The organism is Clostridium mobile, from assembly GCF_018918285.1.
GTDB classification, from domain to species: Bacteria; Bacillota; Clostridia; order Clostridiales; family Clostridiaceae; genus Clostridium_AW; species Clostridium_AW mobile.
This window is the reverse complement of record NZ_JAHLQF010000007.1, coordinates 22,687-40,795: the sequence shown is the minus strand read 5'-3', so window position 1 is coordinate 40,795 and position 18,109 is coordinate 22,687. Positions and strand designations below refer to the sequence as shown.

Sequence of the window (18,109 nt, the reverse complement as noted above, 5' to 3'; positions counted from 1 at the left end):
GCTGAAAGCATCTAAGCGTGAAGCCCACCTCAAGATTAGATTTCCCATAGCGTAAGCTAGTAAGACCCCTTGAAGAACACAAGGTTGATAGGCTAGAGGTGTAAGTGTAGTAATACATTCAGCTGACTAGTACTAATAGGTCGAGGGCTTGATCTTAATTAAAATGCTTTGTGCAATTTTGAAAGAATTTCTTTCAATGAAACTTCGGCAGCTAAAGCTGCGAAGTACTGTTCCAAAACGAAATCAAAGATTTCTGTGGAACAGTATCTGGTGATAATGGCTTGAAGGTAACACCCGTTCCCATTCCGAACACGACGGTTAAGCTTCAATGCGCCGATGATACTACAAGGGAGGCCTTGTGGGAAAGTAGGTCGTCGCCAGGTTAGTATGGATCTTTAGCTCAGTTGGTTAGAGCAACCGGCTCATAACCGGTTGGTCCGGGGTTCGAGTCCCTGAAGGTCCACCATATGGGGGTATAGCTCAGCTGGGAGAGCACCTGCCTTGCAAGCAGGGGGTCAGGAGTTCGAATCTCCTTATCTCCACCATTATAAAGTCTATGGTTAGTTTAACCATAGACTTTTTTTATTTACAATTTATTAATATGAAATTTATAAATTATATATTAAAATTGTAATATGAGATGTATTTAAATAAAGGAGAATATAAATGAATATAAGTAGAGTAAAGCAGTTTTATCTTTACTTTTTGGATAGAATGGTAAAAGAAGATTATATTTATATATCTAAATATTTAAATGAGTATGAAATTAGTATGTTTAAAAAGTTGTCTAAAGGAGATCAAAAACATTGTGTAAGGGTAGCCTATGAAGTAGAGAATAAATGCAATGAAAATAAAAGTTTAAATAAAGATAGATTAATAAAGATAGCACTCCTCCATGATATAGGAAAAATCAAATGTAAATTAAACATAATAGATAAATCCGTATTAGTATTACTAGATTCTATAACTAGAGGGAATATAAAAAAATATTCAAATATAAAAAAAATCAATACATACTTTAATCATGGGGAAGATGGATATAAAATTTTAAAAGATAAAGAATATGATGAAGGTTTTTTATATATAGTAAGAAACCATCATAATAAGGAATTCAATAATGATGAGTTAGATATAATTAGATTATGTGATGATAATAATTAATTTATAAGGAGGTTGCTATGAATGCAGAAGAAAGAAGACAATATATGATAAACTTATTAGTAAAAAGTTTATCTCCAATTAAGGGACAAAAATTAGCTGAGGAATTAGGGGTAACAAGACAGGTAATAGTAAAAGATATTGCAATACTGCGAGCCAAAGGAACAGATATAATAGCTACTCCAGACGGTTACATTATAAACAAAAATGAAAAAGGTGGATATTTTAAAATATTAGCTCTATGTCATAATTCCAATGAAATAGAAGAAGAATTAAAAACTATTATAAAGTATGGGGGAGTTGTTAAAGATGTTTTAGTAGATCATCCGTTATACGGTGAAATTAAAGCTATGTTAATGATTAAAAATTTATATGATGTAGACAACTTTGTAAAGAAGTTTACAAACTATAAAGCAGAACCATTGCTTATTTTAACTAATGGAGTACATTTACACACAGTATGGACTGAAAAAGAGGATCAAATCAATAAAATAGTTGAAGAACTTAGTGAGAAGGGATATTTACTAGAAGAGTAATAGAGAGGAAAAGAATTATGGAGAAGGTTGCTCTAATAAAATGTGGGTATTATAATGTTAACTTAATAGAAGAAAAAATAAGAGAGGGTTTTAAGTTATTAGGAGGAGAAAAATTTTTAAGAAAACTTATTCCATACAATAGTAAAGTTTTATTAAAGCCAAACTTATTAAATATTGAAAAACCAGGTTCTATTGCTGTAACTCATTATGCAGTTTTTGAAGCTGTTATTAGGGTGTTAAAGGACTATTCTAGTGATATTACATTTGGAGATTCTCCAGGATTTGGAGACTCAAGAAAAGCTGCTGAAAGATCAGGATTAATAGATGTAGCGTCAAAATATGATGTAAAGTTTGATGGATTTAGTGATTCAATTCATGTAAGATTAGAAGATTCTATACTATGTAAATCATGGAATGTAGCAAAGGCAGCTTATGAAGCAGATGTTGTTATTACATTACCAAAGCTTAAAACCCATGGTATGGCTTTTTACACAGGTGCAATAAAAAATCAATTTGGATGCGTTCCAGGTACTCAAAAGGCTACTTGGCATACAAGAATGCCAGATGCTAATAATTTTTGTAAAATGTTATTAGATTTAAATACCCTTATAGGCACAGACTTTGCAATTTTAGATGGTATAGTTGCTATGCAAGGAAATGGTCCTAAGAGTGGAGAGCCATATAAATTAAATACATTAATAATGGGGGAGAGCCTAACAGCAGTGGATTCTGTAGCTGTAAGGCTTATAGGTTATGACAATCCTTTAGATATTCCAGTATTGAAGGAAGCAAAGGACTATAATTGGGGACCAGTTTTACCTAATGAAATTGAAGTTCTTGGAGAAAAAATTGAAGATTTAAAAGTAGATGATTTTAAATTATGTAGAAAAGCTGGAAACTTCTATTTCGTAAGTCCAGTAGTAAATAATTTCTTGAGGGGAATGATAGCTCCTTACCCATCATTAATAGAAAACAAATGTATAGGATGTAAGAGATGTAAGGAAGTTTGTCCTGAAAATCCTAAAGCTATAAATATGATTAAAGATAGCAATACACTAATGCCTGAATGGGATATGACAAAATGTATAAGATGTTTTTGCTGTCAAGAACTGTGTCCAGAAGGAGCTATAGAATTAAAATATAATACTTTAGGTAGAATATTAGGAATGAGTAGAAGGTGAAATATTTGAAAAAAAGTGTTTTATTCATAATTTTTATTAGTATTATAACTATAAGTATGTTATTTATAAATACAATAGTTGAATTTTTGATAAACATACAATGGTATAAAGAAGTATCGTATTTAGCAGTTTATTTTACTAAAATTAATGCACTAATAAAGCTAATGATACCATCATTTATAATTATTTTTATTTTCGTATATGTATATTATAATATAATAACTAAAAATAAGATTGAATTTAAGAAGATATTTAATAATAAAATTTTACTATGTATTAATAGTTTAATTTCAATAACTGTTGCATATCTATTTTCTAGTGAATATTGGTATTATATTTTGCAATTTAACAATTCAGTAAATTTTAATTTAACAGATCCAATATTTAATAAAGATATAGCATTTTATATATTTAAATTACCTCTTATAGAATCTATATATAACGCTTTAATAGGACTACTAGTATTTTTAGTATTAACAACATTTATTATGTATTTAGCATTATCTATAAAAGATAATGTACAACGTGGTGGCTTAAGGGAAATATTATCTAATTTTAAGGAAGAAAAAAGTAGAATTACAATTCTAGCAGGAAGACAGTTAGCAGTAATTTCATCTTTAATATTAATAATATTAGCACTTGGCTTCTTCATAAAAAGCTGGAATTTAGTTTATAGTCCTAGGGGAGGAGCAACTGGAGCTAGCTATACAGATGTGAAAGTGACATTATTGTTTTATAGGATAATAATAGTATTATGTATAGTTTCAGCCATTGTAGCTTTTTTTAGTATTACAAGAAAAAAAATTAAACCTATAATAATTTGTTTATGTGGTATTTTTTTACTTACTGCTATTGAAGGAGTAGCTTCAAATTTAGTTCAAAATTTCATAGTTAAATCTAATGAAAAAAAGTTAGAAGAGCCATATATTAAACATAATATTGCTTATACAAGAAAAGCGTTTAATATTGATGATATACAGGAGATAGACTTTGATGTAAAGAATAACTTAACCATTAGTGATATAAAAAATAATAAAGATATAATAGATAATATTAGGATTAATTCATTTGAACCAGCTTTAGAGTTTTACAATCAATATCAAACTATTAGGCCATATTATATATTCAATGATATGGATATAGATAGATATAATATTAATGATAAATACACTCAGGTTTTTATAGCTCCTAGGGAATTAAATCTTGAAAATATTGATCCTAATACATGGCAAAATAGACATTTAATATATACCCACGGATATGGAGTTGCTGCAAGCAAAGTTAATTCCGTTACGCAAGAGGGACAGCCTGATTTTTTAATTAAAGATATACCAGAAGAAAATAATACAGATATTGTTTTAAAAAATTCTAGAATTTATTTTGGTGAAAAGACTAATGATTATGCTATTGTTAATACCAATTTAAAAGAATTTGATTATCCTAAAGGTGGAGATAATAAAATAAATCAGTATGATGGTAAATCTGGTATAAGAATGACATTATTCAACAAAGTTTTATTTGCTATAAAAGAGAAAAATTTAAACTTTATTCTTTCAAGAGATATAACTAGAGATAGTAAAATACTAATAAATAGAAATATAATTGAAAGAGTAAATAAGATAGCACCATTTTTGGTATATGATAAAGATCCATATGTAGTTATACACGATGAAAAATTATATTGGATAATAGATGCATATACTGTGTCAAATAGATATCCTTATTCCCAATCATATAATAATATTAATTATATAAGAAATTCTGTAAAGGTAGTAATAGATGCTAGTGAAGGAGATATGGATTTCTATATAGTAGATAAAGATGATCCTATAATAATGAGCTATTCAAAGATTTTTAAAAATTTATTTAAGGATTTAAGTAGTATGCCACAAGGATTAAAAGATCATATAAAATATCCAGAAGATATTTTTAAAATACAATGTAGTGTACTGGAGAAATACCACATGACAGATCCTATAGCATTTTTAAATGGAGATGATTTGTGGGAAGTATCGAAAAATGAAAAACTAGTACAAACTAAAGAGGCTGTAGATGAATCGCCTTATGTAGTTATGAGATTACCAGGAGAAAAAAGTAATGAGATGGTAGTATTAGAATATTTTAATATGAAAAGTAGAAATACTATGTCTTCAATATTTGGAGCAAGAATGGATGGAGATAACTACGGAAAGTTAATAATGTATAAAATGCCTTCTCATAAGACTATATATAGCCCATATTTCTTCAATCAAAAGCTAAAACAGGATCCATCTATTTCAAAAGAGATAGCTCTTTGGAATACTAGTATTTCAGAGGTTATATTTGGAGATACAATAATAGTTCCATTAAATAATTCTTTATTATATGTTGAGTCTATGTATTTAAGAGCTAGCGGCAAAAATAGTGCTCCAGAAGTAAAAAGAATAATATTATCTTATGATGATAGAGTTGTAATAGCAGAAAATCTTGATTTAGCTATAAAACAAATGTTTGATATAGATGAAAAAGAAAATAATAAGGGAAAAGAAAATAATAATGAAGAAAATAATAAAGATTTTCAAAGTATAAAAGCTGCAAAGGATGCCTATGAAAAAGCTATAGAAGCTCAGAAAAATGGGGATTGGGCTAAATATGGAGAATATATAAAATCATTAGGAGATATACTTAACACTTTAAGTAAATAATAAAAGGCTAAACAGATAGTTTATCAATCTATCTGTTTAACTTTTTTGTTATATTTAAAAGGATTTTTAGAAAAAATGTTGAATGATACTTTTATAACGTATTTTTGTGAGGTATATTATGAATAGTGAAGATAAAAGAGTAATTGTAAATAAAAAACTAAAAAATAGTATATATATTAGCACAGACTCTTTTAATATAATTAATTTTCCAAATTCTATTAAAGATAATATATGCAAAAGTTTATTAAAAAAAGAAAAAGTTATAATATTTACAGATGAACTTTTATATAAGGATTTGGAAAAAATATTTTTATCTTCATATGATTTAATTATAAGTAGCATAAATAACGAAAAATTAGATATAAAATTATATGATTCTTTAAATTTTAATGTAAATTCTATAGACTTATTAGAAATATTAAAATATACCGCTAAAACAAAAGATAAAGTTACTATTTTATGGGATTTTAGAAACTACGCAAGGAGAATTGGTGATTTAGACGAATTAATAAAATGTGTAAGTAATATTATTTCCTACTCTAATGCAAAGGTTAAAAATATAGTTTTTATTAGTAATTATAAATATAATGTTAATTCATTAAAAGAATTATGTTTAATATTAGATACTATGATTATATTCGATAAAAATAAAGAACTTTACTTTCAATGTGATGAAGAAATAGATAGTATTTTATGTTTGTTAAATTCTAATGCAGAACTAAAATATCAAAATAATAATTTAGTTATGTTTAATGATATATTTTCCAATGTGCCTAAGACTTTAGATAAGGATACCTTTAAAAATATAATAATCAATAATTTAAAAGATGTTTGTGATATTGATTTCTGTATAATATATACTTCAGATAAAATGAGAGAAAATATTGTTGGATTAGACAGTAGTTTTGGAATAACTAAAAGACACCAATATCATATGATAAACAATAGAAAATTTATAAGTTTTCAAAAGAATACAAATGAAAAAATAATTAATAAAGGTTCTAATTCTTTTATAGATATTTCAGAATCAGATAATATTGATATGGAGCAAGCAATAAAAGAGATAGCTATAAGTAGCTGTTTAGGAGTTTATGTAGATAGTTACGAAAATATAAAAGGTGTTATTTGGGTTGGAAGATATGAAAGGGATAAAAAAATATTAAAAGAAGATATAAATTATATAGCGCCATTATGTAAAACTGTATTTCACTTAATATATGAGCAAAATAAATATTGTGAATTGCAAAATAAATTTATAGAGAGTGAGAAACTAAGAGCTATGGGAGAAATGGCAGCAGGTATAGCTCATGATATCAATAACGTTTTAACACCTATAGTTGGATCTATTCAATTGTTAAGAGACAGTAATATAAACGACAAAAGTATAATGAAACATTTAAAAATAATTGAAATATGTGCATATGATGGCATGAACATAGCTAACAAAGTAAATAGATTTACAAGAAAAAACATAAAAAATAAATTAGAATTATTTTTTATAGATGATATTTTGACAGATGCAATTGATTTGACTAAGAATAAATGGCTAACAGAAAGCAATTTAAATGGAATATATATAGAAGTAATATTTAATTTAAAATCTAAAGCTAAAGTAAAAGGTAATGCTACTGAATTAAGAGAAGTATTTGTAAATATAATTAGAAATGCAATAGATTCAATTGATGGCGGGGGTAAAATAGAAATAATTACCCAGGAAATTAATGACAAAGTATGTATTAAAATTAAAGACAATGGGATGGGAATGAATGAAGAAGTTGTAAAAAGGGTGTTCGAACCATTCTTCACTACAAAAGGAAATAAAGGTTCTGGTTTAGGATTAAGTCTCTCTTATAAAATAATTCAGGAGCATGGTGGAGAAATAAAAATTGATAGTAAGGAAAAAATAGGGACATGTTTTAATATTAAATTACCTATTTGCAATGATACGGATTTAGTAGAAGAAAAAATGTACGAGGAAAAAATTGAATTTAAGGGTAATATTCTTATTATAGATGATCAAAGTCAAATAAGAAGTGTTATATCAGATATGATTAAATCCATAGTTGATTGTAGAATAAAAAGTTGTGGAAATGAAAATATTGAGGAAGAATTAAAAAGAAGAAAATATGATATAATAATTTGTGACTTTTCAATGCTTGGAATGAATGGAGTGCAAATATCTAATATTGCTAAAAAGATTAATAAAGATGTGTTTTTTTGTTTAATGACTGGCTGGTTAGGGAATTTTGATATGGATATGACTGAAAATGTTGATTTAGTATTAACTAAACCAATTGATAAAGAAAAATTAAAACAAATATTTATGAAATATAAAAATAAGATAACCACTTAGTATATATAATTTATATTTTATACTGAAGGGAAGGAAGTTTATGGATTATGATGTGCTAATATTAGGTGGTGGTATAATAGGCTGTGCTGTAGCCTATGAATTATCAAAGTATAGCTTAAATATAGCATTAATAGAAAAAGATTATGATATAGCCGATGATGTGGCTTTAATTAATTCAGCAGTGGTTTACGATGGTGTAGAGTGTGACGATACTTTAATGGCTAAACTTGAAATGATGGGAAATGAAATGTTTGATGAACTTTCATCGAAGATAAATGTTCCTTTTAAAAGACAAGGTTCTTTAATTATAGCTGAAGATGAAAAAAGCGAAGATATGATAAATAAAATGTATGAAAGAGCTTTAGAAAGAGGAATAAAAAATATAACTTTATTACAAAGTAATGAAGTATATGAATTAGAACCAAATTTAAGTGTTAAAGTATCAAAAGCTTTATATTCTAAAAATACAGGAGTAATATGTCCATATGATCTAGCTATAGCATATGGAGAAATAGCTTTTGATAATGGAGTTAATTTTAGATTAGAGGAAGAAGTAGTAGATATTCAAAAAATAACTAAAGGATTTAGAGTAATAACTAATAAAAATAAATTTACATGTAAAATGGTTATTAATACAACTCCAGGTCAAAATTATAGTATTGATACTTCAGAAAAAATATATAAGGAAAAAAGAAATTTAAGTTTCTTTCTTTTAGAGAAAGATTGTAAGGTGAATTATAATAATATAGTGTTCACTATTAAAGATTCTGAAGAGACTGTGCGTATAATTCCCACAGTTCAAGGAAACATTATACTAGCTTTAAATACTGAGAAACCAGTGGGATATGAATATACATTAAAGAATTTTAATAATTTAATGGGAGAAATAGATGAAAATAAAATAAATGCTTTTTATCAATGGCCTCATTATAAAGATACTATAATAATAGATGAAAGTTTAATAGATAAAGGTTATATTAAAGTTGTAGGAAAGCATTATGGTCAGGTAACGATGACTCCTTCTATAGCAAAAATGGTTTGTGAAACTATTGTAAGCAATATTAATTGTGTATTGAAAAAAGACTTTGTAGGGAAAAGAAGAGAAGTTTATAAGTTTAGTCAGCTTTCTAATGAAGAGAGAAATCAAATTATCAAAATGAATAAAAAATATGCGAATATAGTATGCATTTGCAAGAATATTACAGAGGGTGAAATAGTAGATGCAATTAGAAGACCTTTAGGAGCTCGTACAGTTGAAGGAATAAAAAGAAGAACTGGAGTAACCTTTGGAAGCTGTAAAGGATCTGAATGTTTTAGCAAAATTGTTTCTATTTTAGCTAGAGAAACAAATAAAAAACCTACTGATATAGTAAATGACTCAAAAAATTCAAATATACTCAAGTCTAGAATTAAAGAATTTCAATATGAGTAGCTTGGAAGGGTGTATTTTTAATGAGTAAAGATTTTATATGTAATGGTTGCAATGATAAGTGCGTTATAAATATGCAATGGGATGATGAAGATACCTTTGAAATAAGCGGAAATAAATGCAATGATGGCATTTATTATGCTAATGAAGAAAGAAAAAATAACAAAGACATATTTACTACTTTGGTTAGAATAAAAGGGGCAGATTGCAATGTGGTTCCAGTTAAAAGTAGTAAAACAATAGATAAAAAACTGTGGATAGATTGCTCTAAAGCTTTGAGTATGTTGTATGTAGGTGCACCTGTAAAAATTGGAGATATAGTATGCCATAACCTTTTAAACACAGGTGTAGATATATTATGTACAAGAAACATAGATAAGGCAATCAGTTATGATAAAGAATAAATATTAGAAGTTGACATATATAGTATATATACATCCAAAACACGTAGCATATAGTGCATGTTTTAGATTTGAAGCGGTACTTCAGGGGCTAGATTTACCATATAGGGTATTAAAGATATGCGAAGGTGATTTAGGCTTTACTGCAGCATTTAAACACTATATAGAAGTTATAAAATAAGGCCAAATGAATAAAGGTAAATTAAGATGTCCTTATTTTACCTTTATTTAATAAAAAAATTTTAAAATACTGTTGACATAACTCTAAATCACTGATATAATTTATTTTGTCATGAGATACGGAAAGATGGTCGAGTTGGTTTAAGGCACCGGTCTTGAAAACCGGCGTGCGGGTGACCGCACCCAGGGTTCGAATCCCTGTCTTTCCGCCATTTTTTTATTTATAAAGTAAATTTGGACATGGAGAAATACTCAAGTGGCCGAAGAGGCGCCCCTGCTAAGGGCGTAGGTCGGGAAACCGGCGCGAGGGTTCAAATCCCTCTTTCTCCGCCAAAGCATCTAGTTAACTAGATGCTTTTTACTTTTATAGGAATTAAACTAATTGATTTTTTTATAAATATATGTTAATATATTAGTGTTAAGTATGCGTCGGTAGCTCAGTTGGATAGAGTAGCTGGCTACGAACCAGTTGGTCGGGGGTTCGAATCCTCTCCGACGCACCAAAAAACACCAAGGCTTGAAGTAATTCAATTCTTGGTGTTTTTCTATTTTAAAGTAGAATCTATTTAAATACCTTAATACGATCTTCTAATGGTTGGAACTGTTTTTCATCTGGCTGTGCTGTTGGTTTTCCAAATGGCATTTGTGCAATTAGCTTCCAGTTGTCCGGTATGTTCCATTCTTTTTTTACATCAGTTTCAATAAGCTCATTATAATGTTGCAATGATGCTCCAAATTCATCAATTTCTAAAGCAGTCCAAATAACAAATTGATGCATTCCACTTGCTTGCTGAGACCAAATTGGGAAGTTATCTTTATAGAGAGCAAATTGTTGTTGAAGAGATTCTACTACATTATTATCTTCAAAGAACAAAACTGTACCATACCCACTACGGAATGAATTTATTTTATCTTCAGTAGGACTAAACTTGTCTGCGGGTACAACCTTTCTCAAAGCCTCTTTCGTAATATCCCATAATTTATCATGGTGTTTTCCTAATAATAAAACTACCCTTGCACTTTGTGAATTAAATGCAGATGGGGTATGCTTCACAGCATGGTCTATGATTTCTTTAATTCTATCGTCTGGAACCACAGCCTCCTTGCTAATTCCATAAAATGTACGTCTATCTGCTACAGCAGTAAAAAAATCTTTTGACATTTAATCATTCCTCCAATTTATATAAAATATTAATCTTGTTTATTCATTTCTAAAATTAAAATATGAGAAGTCTCTTTTGCTTTGATTAAAATATCTTCTTCAACTATTTCCAATCCATCTCTATCATCTAACTGGATATCATTTATTATAGATATTCCCTCTATTTGAACTAAATATGCCTGTCTTCCTGTATTAATTAGAAAACTAATCTCTTTTCCTTGTTCAAGTTCTAAGGAATAAATATTTATATCTTGGTTTATTTTTATTAGTGCATTTCCATCTTTACTTGAAACCATATGAAGCCATTTATTCTGTCTATCAGTCCAATTAAATCTATAGTCTCCATAGCTAGGTTTGTATCCTTGTTTATTAGGGAAAATCCATATCTGTAAAAGTCTCAATGTATCTTTTCCAAGGTTATGCTCACTATGGTAAACCCCTGTTCCTGCACTCATGTATTGAACATGACCACGTGTTATAGTGTTTTTATTACCCATGCTATCTCCATGTGTAAGCTCACCATTAACTACATAGGATATTATCTCCATATCTCTATGAGGATGAGTATCAAATCCAGTGTTAGATTCAATTAAGTCATCATTTATAACTCTTAAAACCCCAAAGTTTATATTATCTGGATTGTAATACTCAGCAAAAGAAAAGTGGAATTTACTTCTTAACCATCCAAGATTGCTACTACCCATATTTTTACTTTCTATCTTTCTTAACATTCTACATCTCTCCTTTTGATTATTACTTATAACTTTAACTTAAAATATAAATAAATTTTTCTATAGAATTTATCTCATTAACTTACAAATAGTTATTATAGCTAATTATTAAAGTTAGTTATTTTTAGTAACTAAATTTAAATTTATTATTACATATATATTATAATTAGTCAAGAATCTTTTGATACATATTTACAGGTGTTTTCAAACTTTCATTTTTACATAGATAAAAATATAAAGAACCTCCTAACATTAGGAGATTCTTTCTCAAATTCTTTATATTATCTTAATTAATTCCATTTTTCTGCCCATTTTTGAATTTCGTCCATAACAGTTTGAAGCTCACGACCTTTTTCTGTAAGCTCATATTCTATACGTACAGGAGTTTCTGGATAAACTTTTCTAATGATAATGCCTTCATTTTCTAATTCCTTAAATCTTTCTGTAAGCATACGAGCACTCATATTAGGAATTGATTCTGCTATATCAGAAAATCGCTTTTGTCCATTCAATAATGTTCTTATAATTAATCCAGTCCATCTCTTTCCCAATAATTCAAAAGCGTTTTCAAATTTGGGGCACATATGATATTTTTCCATGTCTAATCACCACCTGTTATTATTCTATCATACTTACTTTATTAAAGTAAGTAACTTATTATATAATACCAATTTATAGATATTTTTCCTTTTTAAATGAAATTATGATATTCATTTTAAAGATTAAATGAATAAATATTGATTAATAAAAATATTTATTCTATGTCAAAAAAATCTAATATAAACTTCATTAATGAATGATAAAAAACAAATATGATTCAATAATCTGAAAATAATAAATTGAAAAATTTTTCTTGATTAATGGTAACACATAGCGTATAATTTGAATAAATTATGAACAAGTGTATGCGCAAAGCAATCATATGTATTTATATGTCTATAAAATGAAGTATTTAGTTAATTAAAATTCATTTTATAAATTTGTTTGCATATATATAAATAAAAAAATATGAATATTTAATTAATTTAAATGAATAATTATAAAATATAATTATAGATCTCATGTGAATATTTTAAGAGGGGGTTAATTTATGAAAAAAAGAATATTATCTATATTGCTATCTGGGGCGATGGCAATAAGTGTAGTAGGTTGTGGCAGTAAAACAAGTAGCACACCTGCGAATACACCTGATAAATCAAATTTTAAAATAGGTGTTATTACAGGAACCGTTTCTCAAGGAGAAGAGGAATACAGAGCAGCTGAAAACATGAAGAAAGAATATGGGGATATGATAGTTCTTCAAACTTATCCAGATAATTTTTCAAAGGAACAGGAAACTACTATAGCTAATACGTTAAGTTTAGCATCAGACCCAGAAGTGAAGGCTATAGTTTTCGTACAGGCTGTTCCTGGCGCTGCGGCAGCGATAGATAAGGTAAAGGAAAAAAGGGATGACATCTTATTTATTGCTGGAGTTCCAGGGGAAGACCCATCAATAATAGCTTCAAAGGCAGATGTAGTTTTACAGGCAGATGAGTTAGGAATGGGAACGGCAATAATAAAACAAGCTAAGAAACAAGGAGCTAAAACTTTTGTTCACTACTCTTTCCCAAGACATATGTCTTATCAATTATTAGCGATGAGAAGAGATATATTAAAAAAGACTTGTGAAGAAGAAGGAATTAAATTTGTAGATGCTACTGCACCAGACCCAACTGGAGATGCTGGAGTTCCAGGAGCTCAACAGTTTATCTTAGAAGACATTCCAAGAAAAGTTAAAGAGTTAGGGAAAGATACATCATTTTTTAGTACAAACTGCTCTATGCAAGAACCTTTAATTAAAGCAGTACTACAAGAAGGAGCTATATTATCACAACAATGTTGTCCATCACCTTATCATGGATATCCAGGTGCCCTGGGAATACAAATACCAGAGGATAAAAAAGGTGATTTAAATTATGTTATAGAAGAGACAAAGAAAAAGGTTGCAGAAATGAATGGAACAGGAAGATTATCTACTTGGCCGGTACCTGTTAATATGTTATTTGTTCAAGCTGGCGTTGAATATGCTAAAGCTTACTTAGAAGGTGATATAAAAGAAAAAAATGATAAGGCTAAATTAGAGGAGATATGTAAAAAGGTGGCTGGAAAGCCAATACAAATAAATACTTTCAAAGATGAAAAAACTAACCAGACTTTAGATAATTTCTATGTAGTTCTATCGGATTACATTGATTTTTAATAAAATAATACAGGTTGCTTATAAGAGCAACCTTGTTTTTTAATTATATACTTTCTTTTGAAAATTTGTAGAGGAGGTTAATTAATTGAGTGGAGAAGAATATGTTCTAAGAATGGAAGATATAAAAAAAGATTATTTTGGAAACAAAGTTTTAAAAGGAGTAAATTTAAAGATAAAGCCAGGTGAAATTCATGCATTATTAGGGGAAAATGGAGCGGGAAAATCTACTTTAATGAATATACTTTTTGGGATGCCAGTGATTCACTCTACTGGAGGATATGAAGGGGAGATATTTATTGGAGATGAGAAAGTAAAGTTAAAATCCCCTAAAGAAGCTATGGAAAAAGGCATAGGTATGGTACATCAAGAATTTATGCTCATACCAGGTTTTAGTATTACAGAAAATATAAAACTTAATAGGGAACTTACTAAAAATAACTTAATAAGCAAATTGTTTGGTAAAAGCCTTAAGACTTTAGATTTTGATGAAATGAATAAGGATTCAAGAGAGGCTCTTAAAATAACAGGATTAAATATAGAAGAATTTATAAAAGTAGAAGGACTTCCAGTAGGTTATATGCAATTTATTGAAATTGCCAGGGAAATAGATAAAAAAAATATAAAACTCATGGTTTTTGATGAACCAACAGCGGTTCTTACAGAAAGCGAAGCAGATAAACTTATGGAGGCTATGAAAAATATAGCAAACTCTGGTATAGCAATAATTTTTATTACCCATAGATTAGATGAAGTTATGGCAGTGTGTGATAATATAACCATATTAAGAGATGGGGAGTTAGTATCTAGTAAAAAGGTTGAGGAAACTAATGTTATAGAACTTGCACAATTAATGGTAGGAAGAAGTATTGAGAGAATAGTAAAAGATAATGAAAAAGAAATAAATAATCAAGAAGTTATTATGAACATTAGAAGTTTAAAGGTAAATATGCCTGGAGAAAAAGTTAAAGAGGTCAATTTAGATATTAGGAAAGGTGAGATACTAGGGATAGGAGGATTAGCAGGACAAGGAAAAATAGGAATAGCTAATGGAATTATGGGACTTTTCCAAGCAGAAGGAGAAGTGTTTTTTGAAAACAAACCTTTAAAATTAAATAATCCAAGAGAAGTCTTAAAAAATAAAATTGCATTTGTATCAGAGGATAGAAGAGGAGTAGGACTTTTATTAGATAAGTCTATAGAATTGAATATAGCATTAACAGCAATAGAAATAAATAGTGAGTTTGTAAAGAGTTTTGGACTATTTAATCAAATTGATAGTAGTAAAATTAGAGCTCATGCGTTAAATCTAATTAAGGATTTAGATATAAGATGCACGGGGCCTCAACAAATCACAAGAAGATTAAGTGGAGGAAATCAACAAAAGGTATGCATTGCTAGAGCACTTACTATGAATCCTAAGATATTATTTGTTTCAGAACCAACCAGAGGTATAGATATAGGAGCTAAGAAATTAGTACTTGAATTATTAGTTAAACTAAGTAATGACCTTGGAATGACGGTGGTAATAACCTCAAGCGAGCTAGCAGAGCTTAGATCAATTTGTGATAGAATTGCAATCGTATCAGAAGGGAAGATTGCAGGTATTCTGAAACCTGAGGATAGTGATGTAGACTTTGGATTGCTTATGTCAGGAAGTAAAAATGTACAAGAAAGGGAGGAGGTTTTATAATGAAAAATAGAATTAAGCATTTAATAGATAAAATAGGTTTACCAAGAATTATAATTATAACTTTCTTTTTATTTTTATGTGTTTTATCTTTGATGCTTAAACTTTCCCTCCAAGATTTGATTTCAGACACTCTAGTAAGAGTTGGAATGAATGGTATATTAGTTCTTGCCATGGTACCAGGCATACTTTGCGGAATAGGGCTTAACTTTGGTTTACCTTTAGGTATTTTAGCTGGACTTATCGGAGGATTAATAAGTATAGAAATGAATTTAAGAGGCTTTACAGCCTTATTTGTAGCTATATTAATATCTATCCCAATATCGGCTATAGTAGGATATTTGTATGCTTTGCTTTTAAATAAAGTAAAAGGATCAGAGATGATGGTATCCACTTATGCAGGTTTCTCAGCAGTATCTTTAATGTGCATAGGATGGCTCTTATTTCCCTTCCAAAGTGCTGAGTTAAAATGGCCTATTGGAAAAGGATTAAGAACTACTATAACACTTACGGATAGATACGATAAGCAATTAGACAAATTTCTTTCCTTTAAATTAGCTGGAGTAAAATTTCCTACAGGGCTTATATTAATGTTTTTATTCTGCTGCTTATTGATGTGGTTGATTTTGAGAAGTAAAAAAGGTGTATCTATGATAGCGGCAGGAAGTAATTCTAATTTTGCACAAGCTTCAGGTATAAATGTAGATAAGTCTAGAATATTTGGAACCATGTTATCAACAATTTTTGGAGCAGTCGGAATTATAGTATATGCTCAAAGCTATGGATTTTACCAGCTTTACCAAGCTCCAATGATGATGGGATTTGCAGCTGTTGCAGCAATACTCATTGGTGGAGCTTCGGCTGCTAATGCTAAAATATCACATGTTGTTATAGGAACTATTTTATTCCAAGGCCTACTGACAATGGGACTTCCTGTTGCCAATAAAATAGTTACAGAGGGTAATTTAGCAGAAGTAGTAAGGATAATATTGAGTAATGGTATAATTCTATATGCTCTAACTAAGGTAGGAGGAGGGGATATAGGTGAATAGTGATTTATTAAAAAAAGTTAAAAAGGGTTTATTTGATAATATAGTTACTATATTATTTGTTGTATTATGTTTAGTAGGAATTAAACTTTCAGGCCAACCTCTTTCCTTTGTATTAGATGAGTTGATGGCAAGAGTAGCTAGGAATTCATTTTTAGTTCTTGCTCTTATAATTCCTGTTATTGCAGGTATGGGATTGAACTTTGGAATAGTAATTGGAGCTATGGCGGGGCAAATTGCAGTTATAGCAGTAACTCATTGGAATATAATAGGAATGAAAGGATTTTTACTATGTGTATTAATAAGTACTCCTTTAGCTATTATTTTTGGTTATTTAACAGGTAAGCTTTTAAATAAAACTAAAGGACAGGAAATGATAGCTAGTATGATATTAGGTTTCTTTGCTAATGGTCTATATCAATTCTTATTTTTATTTCTAGTAGGAACTCTTATACCTATGAAAAACCCTGTATTGGTTTTAAGTGGTGGAATAGGAATTAAAAATACAGTTGATTTAAAGGACACCATAAAATATTCATTAGACAATTTATTAAATAATTTATTTAAATTATCTATGTACGAAGCGGTTCTAATAACATTAATAATTGTAATTTTATATAATTTATATAAGATTATAAGGGAAAGAGAACAATATATAAAAAGAATAGTATGCTTAAGCTTATCCCTATCTATAATTCTATTAGTAAATATATTACCAAAGTGGAAATTTACATTAGAATTTATCAATGTGCCAATAGTAACAATGCTAGTAATAGGTCTCTTATGCCTATTCAATATATTTATAGTAAAAACTAAATTAGGTCAAGATATGAGAACTGTAGGCCATAGTATGCAAGTAGCAAATGCATCTGGAATTAAAATAAATAAAGTAAGAATTATTGCTATTATAATGTCTACAGTATTAGCGGCTTGGGGGCAGTTAATTTTTCTTCAAAACATTGGAACATTAAACACTTATGGTAGTCATGAACAAGTTGGTATGTTTGCTATAGCAGCTCTTTTAATAGGAGGTGCTTCTGTATCTAAAGCTACCAATGGACAGGCGATATTAGGGGTAATATTATTTCATACTTTATTTATAGTTTCGCCAATGGCAGGTAAAAATTTGTTTGATAATCCTCAGATAGGAGAGTATTTTAGAGTTTTTGTAGCATACGGTGTAATAGGTGTTTCTTTAGGATTACATGCCTGGAAGAAGCAATTGTTGATTAAATCAAAATCTATGTAAAATTATAAATATAAAATTATAAATATAAAACATCTGTAATCATAAAAATTACAGATGTTTTCTTTTG

The 18,109-nt window shown here is 28.7% G+C and carries 15 protein-coding genes, 5 tRNA genes and 2 rRNA genes; 19 read left to right on the top strand and 3 right to left on the bottom strand.

Annotation, left to right across the window (positions count from 1 at the left end):
* From KQI86_RS19785 to KQI86_RS19715, 15 genes are all read left to right on the top strand, one after another.
* Nucleotides 1-156 (top strand): 23S ribosomal RNA (locus tag KQI86_RS19785); the annotation flags it as partial.
* A gap of 110 nt (nt 157-266) precedes the next feature.
* Nucleotides 267-383 (top strand): 5S ribosomal RNA (gene rrf / locus KQI86_RS19780).
* Between the two features lie 6 nt (nt 384-389).
* Nucleotides 390-466 (top strand) — tRNA-Ile (locus KQI86_RS19775).
* Between the two features lie 3 nt (nt 467-469).
* Nucleotides 470-545, top strand: a tRNA-Ala gene (locus tag KQI86_RS19770).
* Between the two features lie 121 nt (nt 546-666).
* The gene (locus KQI86_RS19765) at nt 667-1,161 is read left to right on the top strand and encodes an HD domain-containing protein (RefSeq protein WP_216441138.1); all 495 of its coding nucleotides are present in this window, start codon (nt 667-669) and stop codon (nt 1,159-1,161) included.
* Between the two features lie 17 nt (nt 1,162-1,178).
* A complete protein-coding gene (locus KQI86_RS19760; RefSeq protein WP_216441137.1) occupies nt 1,179-1,694 on the top strand; it encodes a transcription repressor NadR in 516 nt (171 codons plus the stop codon).
* A 17-nt stretch (nt 1,695-1,711) separates the two neighbouring features.
* The gene (locus tag KQI86_RS19755; RefSeq protein WP_216441136.1) at nt 1,712-2,875 is read left to right on the top strand and encodes a DUF362 domain-containing protein; all 1,164 of its coding nucleotides are present in this window, start codon (nt 1,712-1,714) and stop codon (nt 2,873-2,875) included.
* Between the two features lie 5 nt (nt 2,876-2,880).
* Nucleotides 2,881-5,559 (top strand): UPF0182 family protein, encoded by a 2,679-nt coding sequence (locus KQI86_RS19750; protein WP_216441135.1) that lies wholly within the window; start codon nt 2,881-2,883, stop codon nt 5,557-5,559.
* Nucleotides 5,560-5,677: 118 nt separating this feature from the next.
* Nucleotides 5,678-7,912: a hybrid sensor histidine kinase/response regulator gene (locus tag KQI86_RS19745; RefSeq protein ID WP_216441134.1), complete on the top strand. Its 2,235-nt coding sequence runs from the start codon at nt 5,678-5,680 to the stop codon at nt 7,910-7,912.
* 40 nt (nt 7,913-7,952) lie between these two features.
* Entirely contained in the window at nt 7,953-9,344 is a 1,392-nt protein-coding gene (locus KQI86_RS19740; protein ID WP_216441133.1) for an NAD(P)/FAD-dependent oxidoreductase, read from the top strand.
* A 20-nt stretch (nt 9,345-9,364) separates the two neighbouring features.
* Entirely contained in the window at nt 9,365-9,745 is a 381-nt protein-coding gene (locus tag KQI86_RS19735) for a DUF1667 domain-containing protein (RefSeq protein ID WP_216441132.1), read from the top strand.
* Between the two features lie 10 nt (nt 9,746-9,755).
* The gene (locus tag KQI86_RS19730; protein WP_425514398.1) at nt 9,756-9,923 is read left to right on the top strand and encodes a hypothetical protein; all 168 of its coding nucleotides are present in this window, start codon (nt 9,756-9,758) and stop codon (nt 9,921-9,923) included.
* 120 nt (nt 9,924-10,043) lie between these two features.
* Nucleotides 10,044-10,134: transfer RNA gene (locus KQI86_RS19725), tRNA-Ser, on the top strand.
* Nucleotides 10,135-10,164: 30 nt separating this feature from the next.
* Nucleotides 10,165-10,255, top strand: a tRNA-Ser gene (locus KQI86_RS19720).
* Nucleotides 10,256-10,348: 93 nt separating this feature from the next.
* A tRNA-Arg gene (locus KQI86_RS19715) sits at nt 10,349-10,425 on the top strand.
* A 59-nt stretch (nt 10,426-10,484) separates the two neighbouring features.
* On the opposite strand, the gene KQI86_RS19710 is transcribed toward KQI86_RS19715, so the two are convergent.
* From KQI86_RS19710 to KQI86_RS19700, 3 genes are all read right to left on the bottom strand, one after another.
* Nucleotides 10,485-11,084, bottom strand: coding sequence for a nitroreductase family protein (locus KQI86_RS19710; RefSeq protein ID WP_216441131.1), 600 nt, complete (start codon nt 11,082-11,084; stop codon nt 10,485-10,487).
* 29 nt (nt 11,085-11,113) lie between these two features.
* Nucleotides 11,114-11,815 carry a pirin family protein gene (locus KQI86_RS19705; RefSeq protein ID WP_216441130.1) on the bottom strand — a complete coding sequence of 234 codons (702 nt, stop codon included), beginning with the start codon at nt 11,813-11,815 and terminating at the stop codon, nt 11,114-11,116.
* Nucleotides 11,816-12,105: 290 nt separating this feature from the next.
* Nucleotides 12,106-12,414, bottom strand: coding sequence for a winged helix-turn-helix transcriptional regulator (locus KQI86_RS19700; protein ID WP_216441129.1), 309 nt, complete (start codon nt 12,412-12,414; stop codon nt 12,106-12,108).
* Between the two features lie 491 nt (nt 12,415-12,905).
* On the opposite strand from KQI86_RS19700, the gene KQI86_RS19695 reads away from it, so the two are divergent.
* From KQI86_RS19695 to KQI86_RS20560, 4 genes are all read left to right on the top strand, one after another.
* On the top strand, nt 12,906-14,057 hold the full coding sequence (locus KQI86_RS19695) for a DUF3798 domain-containing protein (RefSeq protein WP_216441128.1): 1,152 nt from the start codon (nt 12,906-12,908) through the stop codon (nt 14,055-14,057).
* An 85-nt stretch (nt 14,058-14,142) separates the two neighbouring features.
* Nucleotides 14,143-15,747 (top strand): sugar ABC transporter ATP-binding protein, encoded by a 1,605-nt coding sequence (locus KQI86_RS19690; RefSeq protein ID WP_343216197.1) that lies wholly within the window; start codon nt 14,143-14,145, stop codon nt 15,745-15,747.
* Complete coding sequence (locus tag KQI86_RS19685; protein ID WP_216441127.1) at nt 15,747-16,796, top strand: ABC transporter permease subunit; 1,050 nt, start codon at nt 15,747-15,749, stop codon at nt 16,794-16,796. The genes KQI86_RS19690 and KQI86_RS19685 overlap by 1 nt, the downstream gene beginning before the upstream one ends.
* On the top strand, nt 16,789-18,042 hold the full coding sequence (locus KQI86_RS20560; protein ID WP_216441126.1) for an ABC transporter permease subunit: 1,254 nt from the start codon (nt 16,789-16,791) through the stop codon (nt 18,040-18,042). The genes KQI86_RS19685 and KQI86_RS20560 overlap by 8 nt, the downstream gene beginning before the upstream one ends.
* The last annotated feature ends 67 nt before the right edge of the window (nt 18,043-18,109 follow it).